The sequence below is a fragment of the Gilvimarinus gilvus genome (assembly GCF_030518155.1).
Taxonomy (GTDB): domain Bacteria; phylum Pseudomonadota; class Gammaproteobacteria; order Pseudomonadales; family Cellvibrionaceae; genus Gilvimarinus; species Gilvimarinus gilvus.
On the sequence record NZ_JAULRU010000569.1, the window covers coordinates 1 to 14695 of the forward strand.

Annotated in this window: 13 protein-coding genes and 1 tRNA gene; 8 read left to right on the forward strand and 6 right to left on the reverse strand. The window is 51.9% G+C overall.

Annotated features, from left to right (window positions below; genetic code table 11):
• Positions 1-159 precede the first annotated feature (159 nt).
• The 4 genes from secF to queA form a co-directional block, all read right to left on the reverse strand.
• The gene (gene secF / locus QWI17_RS10620; RefSeq protein WP_302722481.1) at positions 160-1317 is read right to left on the reverse strand and encodes a protein translocase subunit SecF; all 1158 of its coding nucleotides are present in this window, start codon (positions 1315-1317) and stop codon (positions 160-162) included.
• Positions 1318-1328: 11 nt separating this feature from the next.
• Entirely contained in the window at positions 1329-3185 is a 1857-nt protein-coding gene (gene secD / locus QWI17_RS10625) for a protein translocase subunit SecD (protein ID WP_302722482.1), read from the reverse strand.
• A gap of 162 nt (positions 3186-3347) precedes the next feature.
• Positions 3348-4463 (reverse strand): tRNA guanosine(34) transglycosylase Tgt, encoded by a 1116-nt coding sequence (tgt, locus tag QWI17_RS10630; protein ID WP_441294590.1) that lies wholly within the window; start codon positions 4461-4463, stop codon positions 3348-3350.
• A 67-nt stretch (positions 4464-4530) separates the two neighbouring features.
• The gene (queA, locus tag QWI17_RS10635) at positions 4531-5586 is read right to left on the reverse strand and encodes a tRNA preQ1(34) S-adenosylmethionine ribosyltransferase-isomerase QueA (RefSeq protein ID WP_302722484.1); all 1056 of its coding nucleotides are present in this window, start codon (positions 5584-5586) and stop codon (positions 4531-4533) included.
• A 122-nt stretch (positions 5587-5708) separates the two neighbouring features.
• On the opposite strand from queA, the gene QWI17_RS10640 reads away from it, so the two are divergent.
• From QWI17_RS10640 to QWI17_RS10665, 6 genes are all read left to right on the forward strand, one after another.
• Positions 5709-5795 (forward strand) — tRNA-Leu (locus tag QWI17_RS10640).
• A 133-nt stretch (positions 5796-5928) separates the two neighbouring features.
• The gene (gene egtB, locus QWI17_RS10645; RefSeq protein WP_302722485.1) at positions 5929-7194 is read left to right on the forward strand and encodes an ergothioneine biosynthesis protein EgtB; all 1266 of its coding nucleotides are present in this window, start codon (positions 5929-5931) and stop codon (positions 7192-7194) included.
• A gap of 31 nt (positions 7195-7225) precedes the next feature.
• Positions 7226-8194 carry an L-histidine N(alpha)-methyltransferase gene (egtD, locus tag QWI17_RS10650; protein ID WP_302722486.1) on the forward strand — a complete coding sequence of 323 codons (969 nt, stop codon included), beginning with the start codon at positions 7226-7228 and terminating at the stop codon, positions 8192-8194.
• A complete protein-coding gene (locus QWI17_RS10655; RefSeq protein ID WP_302722487.1) occupies positions 8184-8936 on the forward strand; it encodes a PhzF family phenazine biosynthesis protein in 753 nt (250 codons plus the stop codon). Before egtD ends, QWI17_RS10655 begins: the two co-directional genes overlap by 11 nt.
• A gap of 70 nt (positions 8937-9006) precedes the next feature.
• Positions 9007-9903: an adenylate/guanylate cyclase domain-containing protein gene (locus tag QWI17_RS10660; RefSeq protein WP_302722488.1), complete on the forward strand. Its 897-nt coding sequence runs from the start codon at positions 9007-9009 to the stop codon at positions 9901-9903.
• Positions 9904-9933: 30 nt separating this feature from the next.
• Entirely contained in the window at positions 9934-10407 is a 474-nt protein-coding gene (locus tag QWI17_RS10665) for an RDD family protein (RefSeq protein ID WP_302722489.1), read from the forward strand.
• Positions 10408-10435: 28 nt separating this feature from the next.
• Here the strand turns inward: QWI17_RS10665 and lptG are convergent, their stop codons facing one another.
• Together lptG and lptF are read right to left on the reverse strand one after the other, a co-directional pair.
• Complete coding sequence (lptG, locus tag QWI17_RS10670) at positions 10436-11497, reverse strand: LPS export ABC transporter permease LptG (RefSeq protein WP_302722490.1); 1062 nt, start codon at positions 11495-11497, stop codon at positions 10436-10438.
• Positions 11494-12579 (reverse strand): LPS export ABC transporter permease LptF, encoded by a 1086-nt coding sequence (gene lptF / locus QWI17_RS10675; protein ID WP_302722491.1) that lies wholly within the window; start codon positions 12577-12579, stop codon positions 11494-11496. The genes lptG and lptF overlap by 4 nt, the downstream gene beginning before the upstream one ends.
• A gap of 192 nt (positions 12580-12771) precedes the next feature.
• On the opposite strand from lptF, the gene QWI17_RS10680 reads away from it, so the two are divergent.
• Together QWI17_RS10680 and QWI17_RS10685 are read left to right on the forward strand one after the other, a co-directional pair.
• On the forward strand, positions 12772-14247 hold the full coding sequence (locus tag QWI17_RS10680) for a leucyl aminopeptidase (RefSeq protein WP_302722492.1): 1476 nt from the start codon (positions 12772-12774) through the stop codon (positions 14245-14247).
• Positions 14248-14260: 13 nt separating this feature from the next.
• Entirely contained in the window at positions 14261-14680 is a 420-nt protein-coding gene (locus QWI17_RS10685) for a DNA polymerase III subunit chi (RefSeq protein ID WP_302722493.1), read from the forward strand.
• The last annotated feature ends 15 nt before the right edge of the window (positions 14681-14695 follow it).

Here is a 14695-nt window from a genome sequence, read left to right on the forward strand (position 1 = left end):
TGTCAGAGCTTAGAGCCGGAGTCGGCAGCCTGTTTTTAGAAAGGCGTTCGAGACCAACAACGCCTCGAACGGTTAAGATATCAAAGACTCGCTATCCGGTGGATCGCAATGCTGCTCCTCTTAAGTGAACAGCATTGCGCCGATTGGCGGGCTTGGTCATTAAGGCATCTGGTCGACTTCTTCGCCTTCTTTTTCCGGGGGCATCAGATCCTCTTTGTCCACGCTGAGCCACATCAGAGTATTCGCTGAAACATACACAGATGAATAGGTACCAACAATAACACCGACTATCAGCGCCAAGGCGAACCCGCTGATCAATTCGCCGCCAAAAACATACAGCATAACCAGTACCAGCAGTGTGGTTAACGATGTAATAAAGGTACGCTCCAGGGTTTGAGTTAGGGATGCATTGATAATGTCAGCCGGAGCACCTTTGCGCATTTTGCGAAAGTTCTCCCGAATCCGGTCAAATACAACAATTGTGTCGTTGAGTGAGTAACCAATCACGGCAAGTACCGCAGCAAGAACGGTCAAGTCGAAATCCAGTTGAAACAGAGCAAAAAATCCCAGCACTATTATGACATCGTGCACCAATGCCAGCACCGCGCCGACTGAGAACTTATACTGAAAGCGAACCGCCACATACAGCATGACCACGATCAGAGCCACCAGCATCCCGATACCGCCCTCGTCACGCAGCTCGGCGCCGATTTGCGGCCCGACATACTCGCTTCTACGCAACTCAACTTCGCTGGAAGTATCCTGCGCCAACACCTCTAGCAATTCTTGGGTGTAGGCCGCGTCCAGATTGTTTTCGATTAAAACGCGCAACCCCTGCTCGGAATCGCTCACCTGAACCTGGCCGAAAAGATGTTCTGGTAACAACTGAGCCCGATCAAAATCACTTTCCTGCAAGCCGGCAATAACCAACTCTTGGGAAAATCCACCGACATCGCGAGGCGCTCGGTTTACGGCCACCAATTCAGTGCCAGTCGCGGTCTCAGCCAACCGCTTGCGTAAAGCGCTTTCACCGCCGTCGGCCATTGCCCCCTGGGTGCGAATCAGCACTTCGGTATCGGAGCCAAACAGCACGGCTACAGGGTTCTGTAGCCCCTGCTCATTTAGAATACTCCGAATCCTGGGAATATCCGCAGGCTTCGAGAAACTCACCTCAACCTGAGCGCCGCCGGTAAAATCCAGCCCCAACTTAAGCCCATTTACAGCCAAAGCGCCAATGGCCACCACAAGTAAAATGACCGAGAGGGCTGTCGCCGGAATCCGGGCGCCCATAAAATTTAGAACTTTCTGTGAAGACATGGCCTCGCCCCTTAAATCCAGATTTTGTTCAGGTTTTTACGACGACCGTAGACCAAATTGGTCAACGCACGAGTGCCCATAATCGCGGTAAACATGGAGGTTAAAATACCGATCGACAGGGTGACAGCAAAACCTTTTACCGGCCCAGAGCCAATGGCGTACAAGATAACGGCAACAATCAAGGTGGTAACGTTGGCATCCAGAATAGTGACGTAAGCGCGATCGTAACCCGCTGATATCGCCGCCTGCGGGCTTGCCCCCCCCTTCAGCTCCTCGCGTATTCGCGCGAAGATCAACACATTGGCGTCTACCGCCATACCAACGGTCAGTACGATACCCGCAATACCTGGCAGTGTCAGTGTCGCTCCCATAAGTGACATCACAGACACAAGCATTAAAACATTCACAAACAGCGCGACATTGGCAAAAATTCCAAACACTTTGTAGTACACGAGCATAAACAGCAGCACCAGTGCCATGCCCCACTGCAAGGACTTCACGCCGAGCTGAATATTTTCAGCCCCAAGCGACGGCCCAATCGTACGCTCTTCGACAAAGTACATGGGAGCCGCCAGTGCACCGGAGCGCAACATCAAAGCTAATTCTGAGGCAACCGTAGGGGACGCGAGCCCGGTAATGCGAAATTGCACACCCAACGCGCCCTGAACGGTGGCTAGGTTGATGAGATTCTTTTCTACGTACTGCTCGGCAACCTGTACCTCTTCGCCCTGCTCATTAACTTCGGTGTGCATACGGGATTTGTACTCAATAAAGAGCACGCCCATACTGCGCCCCACGTTGGAGCGCGTGGCGTGGTTCATTTTGGTACCACCCAAACTGTCCAAAGTAATATTTACTTGCGGCAGACTGGTTTCCGGATCAAGCGAAGCGTTGGCATTAGCTACATGATCACCGGTCAGAATAACCTTTGATTCAAGGTTCACGGGGCGGCCGCGATATTCAAATTGCTCCGTAGTGGAAACCAGCGCGTCGCGCTCAGCCTCCAGGCGAAACTCCAAATTGGCCGTTTTACCAATAACCCGCTTTGCCTCAGCGGTGTCTTGCACGCCGGGCAATTGAACAATTATACGATTGCGCCCCTGGCTTTGAACAATCGGCTCAGACACACCCAGCTCATTAACCCGCTTGCGCAAAGTGGTTAAGTTTTGACTGAGCGCGTACTGCTCAATCTCACGCTGCGCCGTTTCATTAAGCGACGCTTCAAACAAGAATCGTCCGTTAGCTTCGGGCAGGTCGGTATTGAACAGCATTTGCCGGAAATCGCGGCGCAGCTCTCTTATTGCCTGATCACGCAACTCTTCATCGCGGAACTCCCCACGAATAACCAGGCCATCTAACTCAAAGCGGGAGTAGCGGATACGCGCATCGCGCAGTTTGTCTTTCATTTCATCCGCACTGGTTTCCTGACGCTTGGCGATCGCCGAATCGATATCGACTTCAAGCAAGAAATGCACACCACCACGCAAGTCGAGGCCGAGCTTCATCGGCTCACCACCAAGCCCAGCCAACCACTCAGGCGTCGTCGGAGCTTGATTCAGGGCCACAATGTAATCGCCACCTAAAGCCTGCTGGACAACTTTTTTCCCATGCAGCTGATCTTCACCCGTAGCAAAACGTAATTGTGCACTGCGTTCACTGTGAACGGGTTGAAAATATTCAACCCCGGCCGCATCGAGCGCAGCCTCGGCCTTGCTCAGCACGGGCTGGCCAATAGACATATCACCCGAGCTGCCGGAAATCTGGATAGCATCATCCGGTGGATAAAGGTTGGGCGCTGCGTAAACAAAGCCAAGTATTGCAACAGCAACAATCAGCAGATACTTCCAGGCTGGATAGCGGTTTGACATACGAAAGTCCATCGTGGGCACTGAAACGAGCAAAAGACAAGCATCAGGCAAATTATTTTCATCTATTCGAGCCTATATGGGACTGATTGCCGTATTCTCAAGTCCCAAGGCTCACTTGGAGGCGGATTATACCGAAACTGCCAGTAACAACAATGAATGCGCTTAAGGCGCTGGCGGCACCGCCAGCCCTTGCTTGCCATAAAAGTCGCTCAAAAACTGATCCATTGCTCCCTGCTCTATGGCGCTGCGTAGGCGACTCATTAAATTCTGGTAGTAGCGCAGGTTATGAATTGTATTCAACTGAGCCCCGAGAATTTCCCCACATTTGTCGAGATGGTGCAGATAGCTTCGACTGAAGTGGGTGCAGGTGTGACAATCACACTCGGCATCCAACGGACCGGTGTCATGTCGATGTTTGGCGTTGCGAATTTTAATAACTCCCTCTGCCGTAAACAGGTGACCATTTCGCGCATTGCGGGTAGGCATAACACAATCAAACATATCTACGCCGCGCCTAACCGCCTCCACAATATCAGCCGGCTTACCAACCCCCATTAGGTATCGGGGTCGCTCTGCGGGCATCTCCGGCGTCATATGCTCTAACACTCGCAGCATATCTTCTTTTGGCTCTCCCACCGACAAACCACCAATGGCGTAACCGTCGAAACCAATTTCGGCCAACCCTTGCAGAGACTCGGTGCGCAGATGCTCATACATCCCACCTTGCACAATGCCAAACAGTGCTGCGGGATTATCACCGTGAGCGTCTTTTGATCGCTTGGCCCAGCGCAGCGACAGTTCCATGGATTGACGCGCCTCATCCGGGGTTGCCGGGTACGGTGTGCACTCGTCGAATATCATCACAATATCGGAACCCAAGTCTGCCTGAACCTGCATAGAAAGCTCAGGATCCATAAACACCTTACTGCCGTCTATGGGCGAGCGAAACGAAACCCCCGCTTCGGTAATCTTGCGCAACTTACCTAAGCTAAACACCTGGAAACCGCCGGAATCGGTCAAAATCGGGCCATCCCACTGCATAAAATCATGCAAGTCACCGTGGGCCTTAACCACCTCCGTGCCGGGGCGCAGCATTAGGTGAAATGTATTGCCGAGAATAATCTCAGCGCCGATTTCGCGAATCTCACGCGGCGCCATCCCCTTCACCGTCCCGTAGGTTCCCACCGGCATAAAAGCGGGGGTTTGCACCTTGCCGCGTGGAAACGTTAACTCACCGCGGCGGGCACGCCCTTCGGTGGCATTTAAGGAAAAGCTCATATGGCATTGACGGGTCATAATCGGCTCGCTCTTACTCTGATCCTGGGGTTAAGTGCTCGGGCACCGGCTATTCTTGTGGCGGCGGCAAATCAGGTGTGTCACTGCGCTGTATAAACATTGCATCGCCGTAGCTGAAAAAACGGTATTGTTGCTCAACCGCGTGCCGATAAGCCCGCATTGTATTGCGGTAACCTGCAAATGCTGACACCAGCATAAGCAGCGTCGACTCTGGCAAATGGAAATTGGTGATCAAACAGTCAATGACCTTAAAACGGTAACCCGGATAGATAAAAATGTCAGTCTCCCCCTGATACGGCGCCAATTGCCCACCATGGGCACGAGCCGCAGATTCGAGACTGCGTACAGAGGTCGTCCCCACAGCTATGACACGACCGCCCCGGGCTCTGGCCGCCGCAACCTTTTGGCAAACCTCATCGCCTACCTCTACCACCTCGGTGTGCATTGCGTGGTCTTGTATATCGTCGACTTTGACGGGCTGGAACGTTCCCGCACCTACGTGCAGGGTAACAAACGCTTGATCCACGCCAGCGGCCTCTAGATCTTTGAGCATAGCCTCGTCAAAGTGTAAGCCGGCCGTAGGGGCCGCAACAGCACCCGCTCTATTGCCGTAAACCGTTTGGTAGCGCTCCTTATCTTGCTCTTCATCGGCGCGCTCAATATACGGTGGCAGAGGCATGTGGCCTACACGATCAAGCAATGGCAAAACAGGCTCGGCGAACTCCAACACAAACAGCGCCCCTTCCCGGCCGGTCACCGCAACGAGACTGCCATCATCCAGTACTAAATTGCTGCCGGGCCTGGGCGAGCGACTGGATCGGGTATGGGCCAAAACACGGTGCTCCGTTAGCACCCGTTCTACTAATATTTCGACCTGCCCGCCGGTTTCCTTTTTGCCAAATAAACGCGCCGGAATGACACGTGTATCGTTAAATATCATCAAATCACCAGGCTTTACCAAGCGCAGTAAATCGGCAAAAGTCTCATCTTTGAGCTCCCCGTCATTGCCGTTGAGACACAGCATCCGACTGCCTCTGCGCTGTGCTGTTGGGTGATTGGCGATCAATTGATCGGGTAAAGAGTAGTGAAACTGCTGGCGCTGCATAATAAATGTGCGGTTGGTTTGATTGAGGCGCGCAAGATTAGCTCAAAAGCCGCTTAGTTGCCAGTATTGTGCAAATTGCTGGTTGACGGCGCAAAACTCGCTGATATAATCACGCCCACTTTGCCAGAGTGGTGAAATTGGTAGACACAGGGGATTCAAAATCCCCCGCCCTTAAAAGCGTGCCGGTTCGAGTCCGGCCTCTGGTACCATCAACACCTAAAAAAAGCCCTTAAGGGGCTTTTTTTATGCCTGCCGTATAAGTTTCCCTGTCATTCCGCCTTAACTTTCAATCGGCACGATTGTAGCCTATGCTGACTTTTCACGCCTACTGGGGGAGCCGGGATGTTACGTGACAGCACAGCGACCGATAATGGTCAGCTGTTAAGGAATTATCAGGCGGTGCGCGCCCGCACGTTAGCCTTAACCAAGGGGCTGAGCGCGGAGGATTTGATGCTACAGTCCATGCCGGATGCGAGCCCCGGTAAATGGCACCTGGCACATACGACCTGGTTCTTCGAAGAATTCATACTCAAACCCTGGGCGCCTGAATACCCCGTATTTAACCGTCAGTTTAGCTATCTATTTAACTCTTACTACAACGCTGTTGGTAATCGCCACCCTAGGCCCCGGCGCGGCATACTTTCGCGGCCCGACCTCAGTCAAATCCTTGAGTACCGCGCACATGTCGATCAACACGTTGGCCGTTTACTGGCAAACGACACAATAGCTGAGTACGCAACACTGGTAGTGACCGGGCTGCACCATGAAATGCAACACCAAGAGCTGTTCTTAACCGACATCAAGCACGCACTGTTCCAAAATACGTTCGCTTTTGCGCAACACCTGCATACCACACCCATAAAACACCAACCGCTCGACAGTAAATTTGCGGAGTTTAGCGAGACACTCACAACGATTGGCGCATCCAATGAGTCTTTTCGATACGACTGTGAAGCACCTGAGCATAAAGCGTACATCAACGCTTTCTCCTTGCGAACTCAACCTATAACTAACGCTGAGTGGCTAGCCTTTATCGAGGATCGCGGCTATCGAACACCGGGCCCTTGGTTAAGTGACGGCTGGGATCATGCGCAAACAGAACAATGGCAGGCCCCTCTGTATTGGCGTAAGCACGACGATCAATGGCAGGAGTTCACATTAAGCGGCTGGCAAACCCTAGACCCCAATGCACCGGTATGTCATATCAGTTTCTACGAGGCTGACGCGTTTTGTCGTTGGGCAAGCTATCGCTTGCCAACCGAAGTTGAATGGGAACACGCAGCCCGCACCATGAGCCCAAATATTGAGGGGCAGTTGGCCGACAGCGGTCACTGGCAGCCGACAAGTGTCCCGGTAGCGACAGGTCTACAGGCGATGCACGGCAGCGTGTGGGAGTGGACTGCTAGCGCCTTCGCCCCCTACCCGGGATTTCGCGCTGAGCAAGGTGCTCTGGGCGAGTACAACGGCAAATTTATGGCTAATCAGTTTGTTCTTAAAGGGGGCTCGTGTGCAACCCCCAGGGCGCAACTGCGCCATAGCTACCGCAACTTCTTCTACCCACATCAGCGCTGGCAGTTCAGTGGCGTTCGACCCGCCACTAACACTTGACCATTCATACAGAACCTTTAGGGAAATCGTTATGCACAAAGCTGCTGTACAAAACCTTGACCGCCCCCAGGACGATGAGTTTTTGGCCGATGTTCTCTATGGCCTCAGTCAAACGCAAAAGCAGTTGCCACCAAAGTATTTCTATGACCAAAAAGGCTCGGAGTACTTTGATGAAATTTGCGAGCTCAGCGAATATTACCCCTACCGCACCGAGCTAACCATGCTGCGCGATGTAGCGCGAGACTTAGGCAACCACTTCGCCGGTCTAGCCCCACAGGGACTGGAAATTGTAGAGTTTGGAGCGGGCTCGTTGCGTAAAGTTGGTGCACTGTTAACTTCACTGGGAAATGTTCGCAGTTTCACGGCCATTGACATAAGCGAGGAGCATTTAATAAATTCATGCCGATTGCTAGAATCTCAATATCGCGAGCTCAGCATTCACCCCTGTGTCCATGACTTCACCAAGCCACTAACTATTCACACCAGCGATCGCACACGCCTAGGATTTTTCCCCGGATCCACTATAGGAAACTTTAATCCAGGCGAAGCAAGTGAATTCCTCCACAATGCCGGGGCCACATTGGGCACTAACAGCTATTTGTTAATTGGCGTGGATACGAAAAAACCCGAACCCATATTACGGCAAGCCTACAACGACAACAAAGGCATTACTGCCAAGTTCAACAAAAATGTACTGGAAAGAATCAATCGCGAGCTGGATGGAAATTTTAACCCTATACACTTCGCACACCACGCGTTTTACAACGAGCCCGAAGGGCGAATAGAAATGCACCTACGAAGCCTTAAAGAGCAAACCATTAAAATTGCCGGGCATAATTTCGAATTTCATCGTGGCGAAAGCATTCACACGGAAAATTCTTATAAATACTCACCGGATGAATTCACCAGCTTGGCACAAGAGTCAGGCTGGAGCAAGCAGCATTTATGGTTGGACAGCGACGAGTTGTTCGCCGTTTACTTACTACAATATGTTCACTGACAGTATTGAACTGCAGGTATTCGGTAGCGAGCTAAACCTAGGCGGCAATCGTCATCGGGTTGCTTTTAGTCAAAACGCCTTACCGCGAAACTGGGACAAGCCAGGAAAATGGGTACTTGCCCGTCAAGAAGCAAGCCAATTGCAGGTTCGGCATTTTGATAACGGTCAGCTTGTCAGGCGCTGCGGCTCTGGCAGCTTGGCACTGGCCGCGGCATTGTATCTTGCCAGCGCACATTATTATGAGCGCAGAGTACTCAGTGACAGCGGCAGCATCCTGATCGGCTTTGACCGACAAGGCCCTTACTACAAAGAGCGCCCGTTGCATCAGCGGCCCACTAAGCAGCATTTACTGTGGAGCCATCTTTGTTCTGAGCCGCTGCAAGCCTGCACTTTCATCGGCAGCCAACGAGAGTATTGTCTAGCTCACCTAGAGACTTACTCTGACATCAACGCCGTGCGATTGCGCGCGCGCGCATTAACCTTACTGAGCCAGCGCGCCCTTATTCTTCTTGCGGGCAGCCCTCCCTCTCTACAAATGCGATACTTTGCGCCGCAATACGGCATCACCGAAGACTCGGCTACGGGCTCGGCGGCGGTACAAGTCGCTCGTTATTTTTGGCAACATTTGGGCAGCCGAAGACTTTCGATTCTACAGGGAACCCGCGACAGCTCGATCATCTACACGGAAATTAATCCTAACCGCCTGATCACCATTCGCGGACACTGGCACTTAAATCCCTAAATTCGGCCACCATTTTCTGATGTTATACTGAACAGCTAAGGTAACAGGCAATTCAACAGGGACACCATCGATGACCGCAAAACGTACCACACAAACTGTGATGTTTGCCGACGTATCCGGTAGTAGTCGCCTGTACAAAGAACAAGGCAACACCCAAGCAAAAAATCAGATCGACTCTACATTGGACGCCACCCGGGCCGTCATCGAAACCCATCAAGGTGTGGTCATTAAAACGCTGGGCGACGAAATAATGGCACGCTTTACAACCCCAGAAACAGCTTGCCAGGCTGCTATCGAGCTGCAACGAAAAGCTCACATCAGCAGTAACCTTTCTCTCAGAATCGGCATAGCCTTTGGTGACACACTTATGGACAGTAGCGGCGATGTTTTTGGCCAAGTGGTTAACGATGCTGCAGATGTTTCCCATATTGCCCGAGGCAGCCAGGTGGTTATCACCGAAGCCCTTAAACAACAACTACCTGACTTTTTGGCCCATCAATGTGAGGCCTTTGATCGGGTTCGGCTTAAAGGTGCCGAACAAACAAGCACTGTTTTTCGTTTGCACTGGGAAACGACTACGCAACCACACAACGCCACAGCCGTTATGGATGTGTTAAGTTACGCCGATGTAAAAACGGGGCTTGCCATTGAGCTATCCCACGCAGAAGACTCTAAGACCTTTAATATTGCCGAGCTACCCATTACCTTCGGGCGGGATGAAAGCCGGGTAAAGTGGCACGCCGACAACACCAAAGTGTCGCGTGAACACTGCGAACTACTTTATCGTCGAGGCAAATTCGTCCTCATAGACCACAGCACCAACGGCACATACATCAGTACACCGGAAAATGACCCAGTCTATATTCGCCGGGAAGAGACACCTCTCACCGGTTCTGGCATAATCACCCTCGGCCAACGACCTGACCGCCCAGGCGGTTATCAAATTAACTTTGCTATAGAAAACTAACGATCGATAAGCCCTTTGCGTTGCTACCCTATGCCCGACAATCACACTCTGCCAAATTCAACCCCAGTTAGCGCTGGCGTGCTTAAACGCTTCTCCGCTATGGTTTACGATAGCTTGCTTTTACTTGCCATCAGTATCGCCTATGGCGCACTTGCGTTGACGATAAAAGTAATTGTACTGGGAGAAGTGCTGCAAGAGGGTGAAAAAGCCAGCCTTGGCCCTGCAGGCTTTGTTGGGTGGGTACTGGTGCTGATGGCCTTCTACGGCTTGTTTTGGAGTAAGTTCGGCCAGACACTGGGAATGAGAGCCTGGCGTCTGCAGGTTACCGATACCGAAGGCAAATTTCCAAGTTTTAGTCGCGGGTTACTCCGATGCCTATGTGCTTGCTTATCCCTAGCCACATGCGGGCTAGGCTACTTCTGGCTATGGTTCGACAAAGATCGTTTAACCTTACACGATAGATTGAGTGGCACACGAGTATGGCAGCGACCGAAAGAAAAGTAACGCCATTGTATGCCGCTTTTAGCGCGTATTAACCTGAGCGTTTCAATAGATAGACACCCAACCCAGCGCACACAGCAATCGGAACTATCACCGCAATCAACGGTGCAAAGCCAAATACAATACTGGATGGTCCCAGCAAACTCTGTAGCAGCCTAAAGCCGATGCCAAACACCACCCCAGTGAATATTCGCTGCCCCATACTGACCTCTCGCAAAGGCCCAAACACAAAGGAAATCGCGATAAGAACCAAACTGGCGGTTGCTACAGGCTGAAAAACTTTTTGCCAAAAGGCTAATTTGTACTCACTGGCATACAAGTTTTGCTCCGTTAAATATTCCACGTACTGATGCAAACTGGCGATGGACAAAGTTTCCGGAGCGACGGCAACAATATTGAGCAACGCAGGGGTCAACTCTGTTTCCCAGCGCCTTTCTGGCAGTTTCTCTGCAGTGGTACCCGTTGCAGTGAATTCGGTAACGGAAACCCCCTCCTCCAGCCAATACTCGCCATTAAAGCTTGCTTTACGCGTGAAACTCGCCTGAGTGAGCTCACCCTTGTCATTGAATGTATAGCGGCGAAAGCCAAACAATTGTCCGTCTGGCTGCACGACGTTGAAGTAAAAATACTGATTGCCTTCGCGGTGCCATACTCCGCGCTTCGACTGATCCTCAACGGTATACCCCAAAGCCAGCGAGCGACGGCTTTCGGCAACCTGATCGGCGTACGGAATAACATACTCGCCCAAAGCAATAGCACAGACAATAAACAACAGCACCGGCTGCAATACAATCCAAACAATGCGGGCGACCGATACCCCTGCGGCACGCACTATCACCAATTCACTGGAGCTGGCTAACGCCCCCAACCCAATGAGACAGCCAACCAGAACGGCATAGGGCAAATACTGATAGACGCTGGTGGGGAGACGCCAGAGTATGTACACCAACATTTCATAGAAAGTGTAGTTGGCTCGCAAGCTGTTGAGCTGATCCATTACCTGGCCGATAAAATCGAGACACAACACTAAAACCAGCACGGCTAATATGGAAAAAAAGACGTGTTTGGCAATGTAGAACCTGAGTTTAGTCATTGCCCGCTCCGATTTAATTTTCTCAGCAGTCGCTCTGGGCCCCAAAAGACAACCGCTGCGATCAGCAAGAACAAACTGTGGACCAGCCACAATCCGGGCATTAGCGGAAATTCACCGCCCTCAATGGAGCTGCGCACGGAGCTCAATGCCGCCACATACACTAAATATAAAATAATGGCCGGCAACATTTTTAAATACCGCCCCTGGCGTGGGTTTGTCCGACTCAGCGGCACTGCAATTAACGCGACCACCAGCACCATGATTGGCATCGATATACGCCACTGCAGTGCGGCTCTACTCTCCAGGCCGGCTGCTGCAAATAGCGACAAAGTCGTCTTGGCATCGGCCGCATTGGGCTGCGCCGCCGACACTTCAGGTTCAGGGAGGTGCTGGCCCAGTCGCGCAAACTCCGTGATTTGGAATTCAGCCGAGCCAGGACGGCCTTGATAGCGAACACCATTGTGCAATTCAAGATAACGTTGGTTGTATTGAGGGTGATTAATCTGTTTACCACTTTCTGCCACCGCAACTGTCGAGCCGCCGGGGCCCAACTGGGCTAAAAATAGCTTATTCAGTTGCCGTCGATCGGCACTAACATTTTGCACATAGGCGAAACTGGTATCTCCAATACGCTGAAAATGACCTGGCCGCAGCATAGTAAATTCATTGCGAGAACGTTGCTCGGCGAACAGCTGCTCGGTCTTGGCAGCCCCCCACGGGCTCACCCACAGGCTCATACTGCCGACCAAGACCGCTACCACCGCTGCGGGTACCATCGTCATAGCAATTAAGCGTGTGGGACTCATGCCACAGGCCGAAAGCACCACCATCTCACTGTCCATGTACATACGCCCGTAGGCAAGCAAAATAGCAATAAGGAAACCCAGCGGAATCACCAACTCCAAAAAGCCAGGCAGGCGATAAAACATAATCGCGAAGAGCACATCGACGGCGAGTTTGCCAGTCGCGGCTTCGGCCAGATATTTTACAAACCGGCCGCTCATGATAATCAGCAGCAAAGTACCGCTGACCGCCACCATTGTCAGGAGGATTTCCCGTGCGAGATAACGGTATATGATCAAACTATGAACACCTCAAATATCGTGTCTCAGGCTGTGACACCAGAAGCGGTTTGGCCTGCGTAGCGAGCGTGGTAAACTCTACTGAGACTGTAACTGTGCGCGGTATTATCCCGCAATGCGGTGATTTTGTCTCGCCGCTTACATAATCGACCATACCGCTACCGTAACATTAATTGAACGCTGAGGATTATTATGCAAATTCAAGCCAAATCCAGTGAGGCCGTCAAACTCAAAGCCGACGCAATCGTTGTTGGCGTATTTGAGGGTAGGCAGTTGTCTTCTGCCGCCAAAGCTATTAATACCGCTGGTAAGGGCGCCCTCGCAACAATCCTCAGTCAGGAAAATTTCACCGGCAGCGCAGGTGCCACCCTCACCTTAGTCCAAAGTGTCGGACAAGCGGCCACCCGATTGGTTCTGCTGGGTATGGGCAAATCAGACAAAGGTGAGATCAGCTGCGACAGCTTTAAGTCTGCCATTCGACAACTACCTGCGCTCGGCAAGTCGTATCGTCACATCGGAATCGACCTGACAGGCGTCACTGTACACAATACGGGCACTAAATCTGTCAGTAAGCAGATTGCAAAATCTGTACAGACCAGCCTCTGGCAATTTTCCCAGTTTAAAAGTGAGAAACCGCACAAGCCAGCGCTGCAAAAAATTACCCTGCTGAGCGATAAAAAACTCACCACGGCGCTCAACTCGGGCGCCAAGGAAGGCCTTGCTCTGGCGCTCGGCATTAACTACGCCCGCGAACTCAGCAACCTTCCAGGCAACGTATGCACGCCAAGCTATCTCGCCAAGCAAGCACGCGCAATGGTACGAGGGCGCCAGGATTCATCCGTCAAAGTGCTATCAGAGAAACAGATGAAGGAGCTGGGAATGGGTGCGTTCCTCTCGGTATCTGCAGGTAGCGAAGAACCCGGCCACATGATCATACTGGAGTACCGGGGGGCCGCCAAAAGCCAGGCTCCTGCGGCGTTAGTGGGAAAAGGTATTACATTTGATACCGGCGGTATTAGTATTAAGCCCGGCGCAGGCATGGACGAAATGAAGTTTGATATGTGTGGCGCCGCCAGTGTGCTGGGTACATTTAAAGCTCTGCTCGAAATTAAACCGAAAATCAACGTGGTGGCCGTTATTGCCGCGGCAGAGAACATGCCCTCGGGTAAAGCCACCAAACCTGGCGATATCGTCACCACCATGTCTGGCCAAACCGTTGAAATCCTCAATACAGACGCCGAAGGCCGACTGGTATTGTGCGATGCCCTCACCTACGTACAACGCTATAAGCCAAGTTCAATTGTCGATGTCGCCACCTTAACCGGGGCATGCGTAATCGCTTTAGGCAGTCATGCCCACGGTTTATACAGCAACGATGAAGAGCTCGCTGAAGCTCTTTTGGATGCGGGTAAAGCGGCTGACGATAGAGCTTGGCATATGCCTTTGTGGGACGAGTATCAAAAACAGCTAGACAGCAACTTTGCAGATATGGCGAATATTGGTGGTCGCGAAGCCGGAAGCGTAACCGCCGCATGTTACCTGTCCCGCTTTGTTAAAGGTTGTAAGTGGGCTCACCTGGATATAGCAGGTACCGCATGGAAATCTGGCGGAGCTAAAGGAGCGACAGGTCGCCCGGTTAGCCTGTTACTGGAATACCTGACACGTTAGCGCTTTCATACAGATGACCCGCATCGATTTTTACGTACTACAAGCAAGCGAGCCTCAGGCTCGCTACCCCCTCGCTTGCCGCTTGCTCGACAAAGCAATCAAAGGCGGCCATCAGGTGGTGGTTGCCCTTAACTCCGACGAGCAGCAATCTGCGCTAGAGCACGCTTTGCTCAATCATCGTCCAGAGTCCTTTTTGCCTTTCCGGTCAAGCGACCAAGAGGACTGCGCTGAGCCCATTATTCTGGATTGTAAAAATTTAAGCCAGCAACACGACCTTTTGCTATGTCTTGGGCATGAGCTACCGGAGAACTTCAGTCAATATCAACGGCTGATCGAAATCGTAACCCAGGATGAAGCCACGTTAGGCAGTACGCGTCATCATTGGGCGTTTTTCAAAGAGCGAGGTTATCCGGTTCACCATCACACTCTGTAAATTTTCAGCAGCACT

Excerpts from the sequence above, each read along its gene's own strand:
- egtB (WP_302722485.1), top strand. The coding sequence starts at position 5,929 with ATGTTACGTGACAGCACAGCGACCGATAATGGTCAGCTGTTAAGGAAT.
- QWI17_RS10665 (WP_302722489.1), top strand. The coding sequence starts at position 9,934 with ATGCCCGACAATCACACTCTGCCAAATTCAACCCCAGTTAGCGCTGGC.
- QWI17_RS10655 (WP_302722487.1), top strand. The coding sequence starts at position 8,184 with ATGTTCACTGACAGTATTGAACTGCAGGTATTCGGTAGCGAGCTAAAC.
- lptG (WP_302722490.1), bottom strand. The coding sequence starts at position 11,497 with ATGACTAAACTCAGGTTCTACATTGCCAAACACGTCTTTTTTTCCATA.
- QWI17_RS10685 (WP_302722493.1), top strand. The coding sequence starts at position 14,261 with ATGACCCGCATCGATTTTTACGTACTACAAGCAAGCGAGCCTCAGGCT.
- queA (WP_302722484.1), bottom strand. The coding sequence starts at position 5,586 with ATGCAGCGCCAGCAGTTTCACTACTCTTTACCCGATCAATTGATCGCC.
- tgt (WP_441294590.1), bottom strand. The coding sequence starts at position 4,463 with ATGAGCTTTTCCTTAAATGCCACCGAAGGGCGTGCCCGCCGCGGTGAG.
- egtD (WP_302722486.1), top strand. The coding sequence starts at position 7,226 with ATGCACAAAGCTGCTGTACAAAACCTTGACCGCCCCCAGGACGATGAG.
- secD (WP_302722482.1), bottom strand. The coding sequence starts at position 3,185 with ATGTCAAACCGCTATCCAGCCTGGAAGTATCTGCTGATTGTTGCTGTT.
- QWI17_RS10660 (WP_302722488.1), top strand. The coding sequence starts at position 9,007 with ATGACCGCAAAACGTACCACACAAACTGTGATGTTTGCCGACGTATCC.
- QWI17_RS10680 (WP_302722492.1), top strand. The coding sequence starts at position 12,772 with ATGCAAATTCAAGCCAAATCCAGTGAGGCCGTCAAACTCAAAGCCGAC.
- secF (WP_302722481.1), bottom strand. The coding sequence starts at position 1,317 with ATGTCTTCACAGAAAGTTCTAAATTTTATGGGCGCCCGGATTCCGGCG.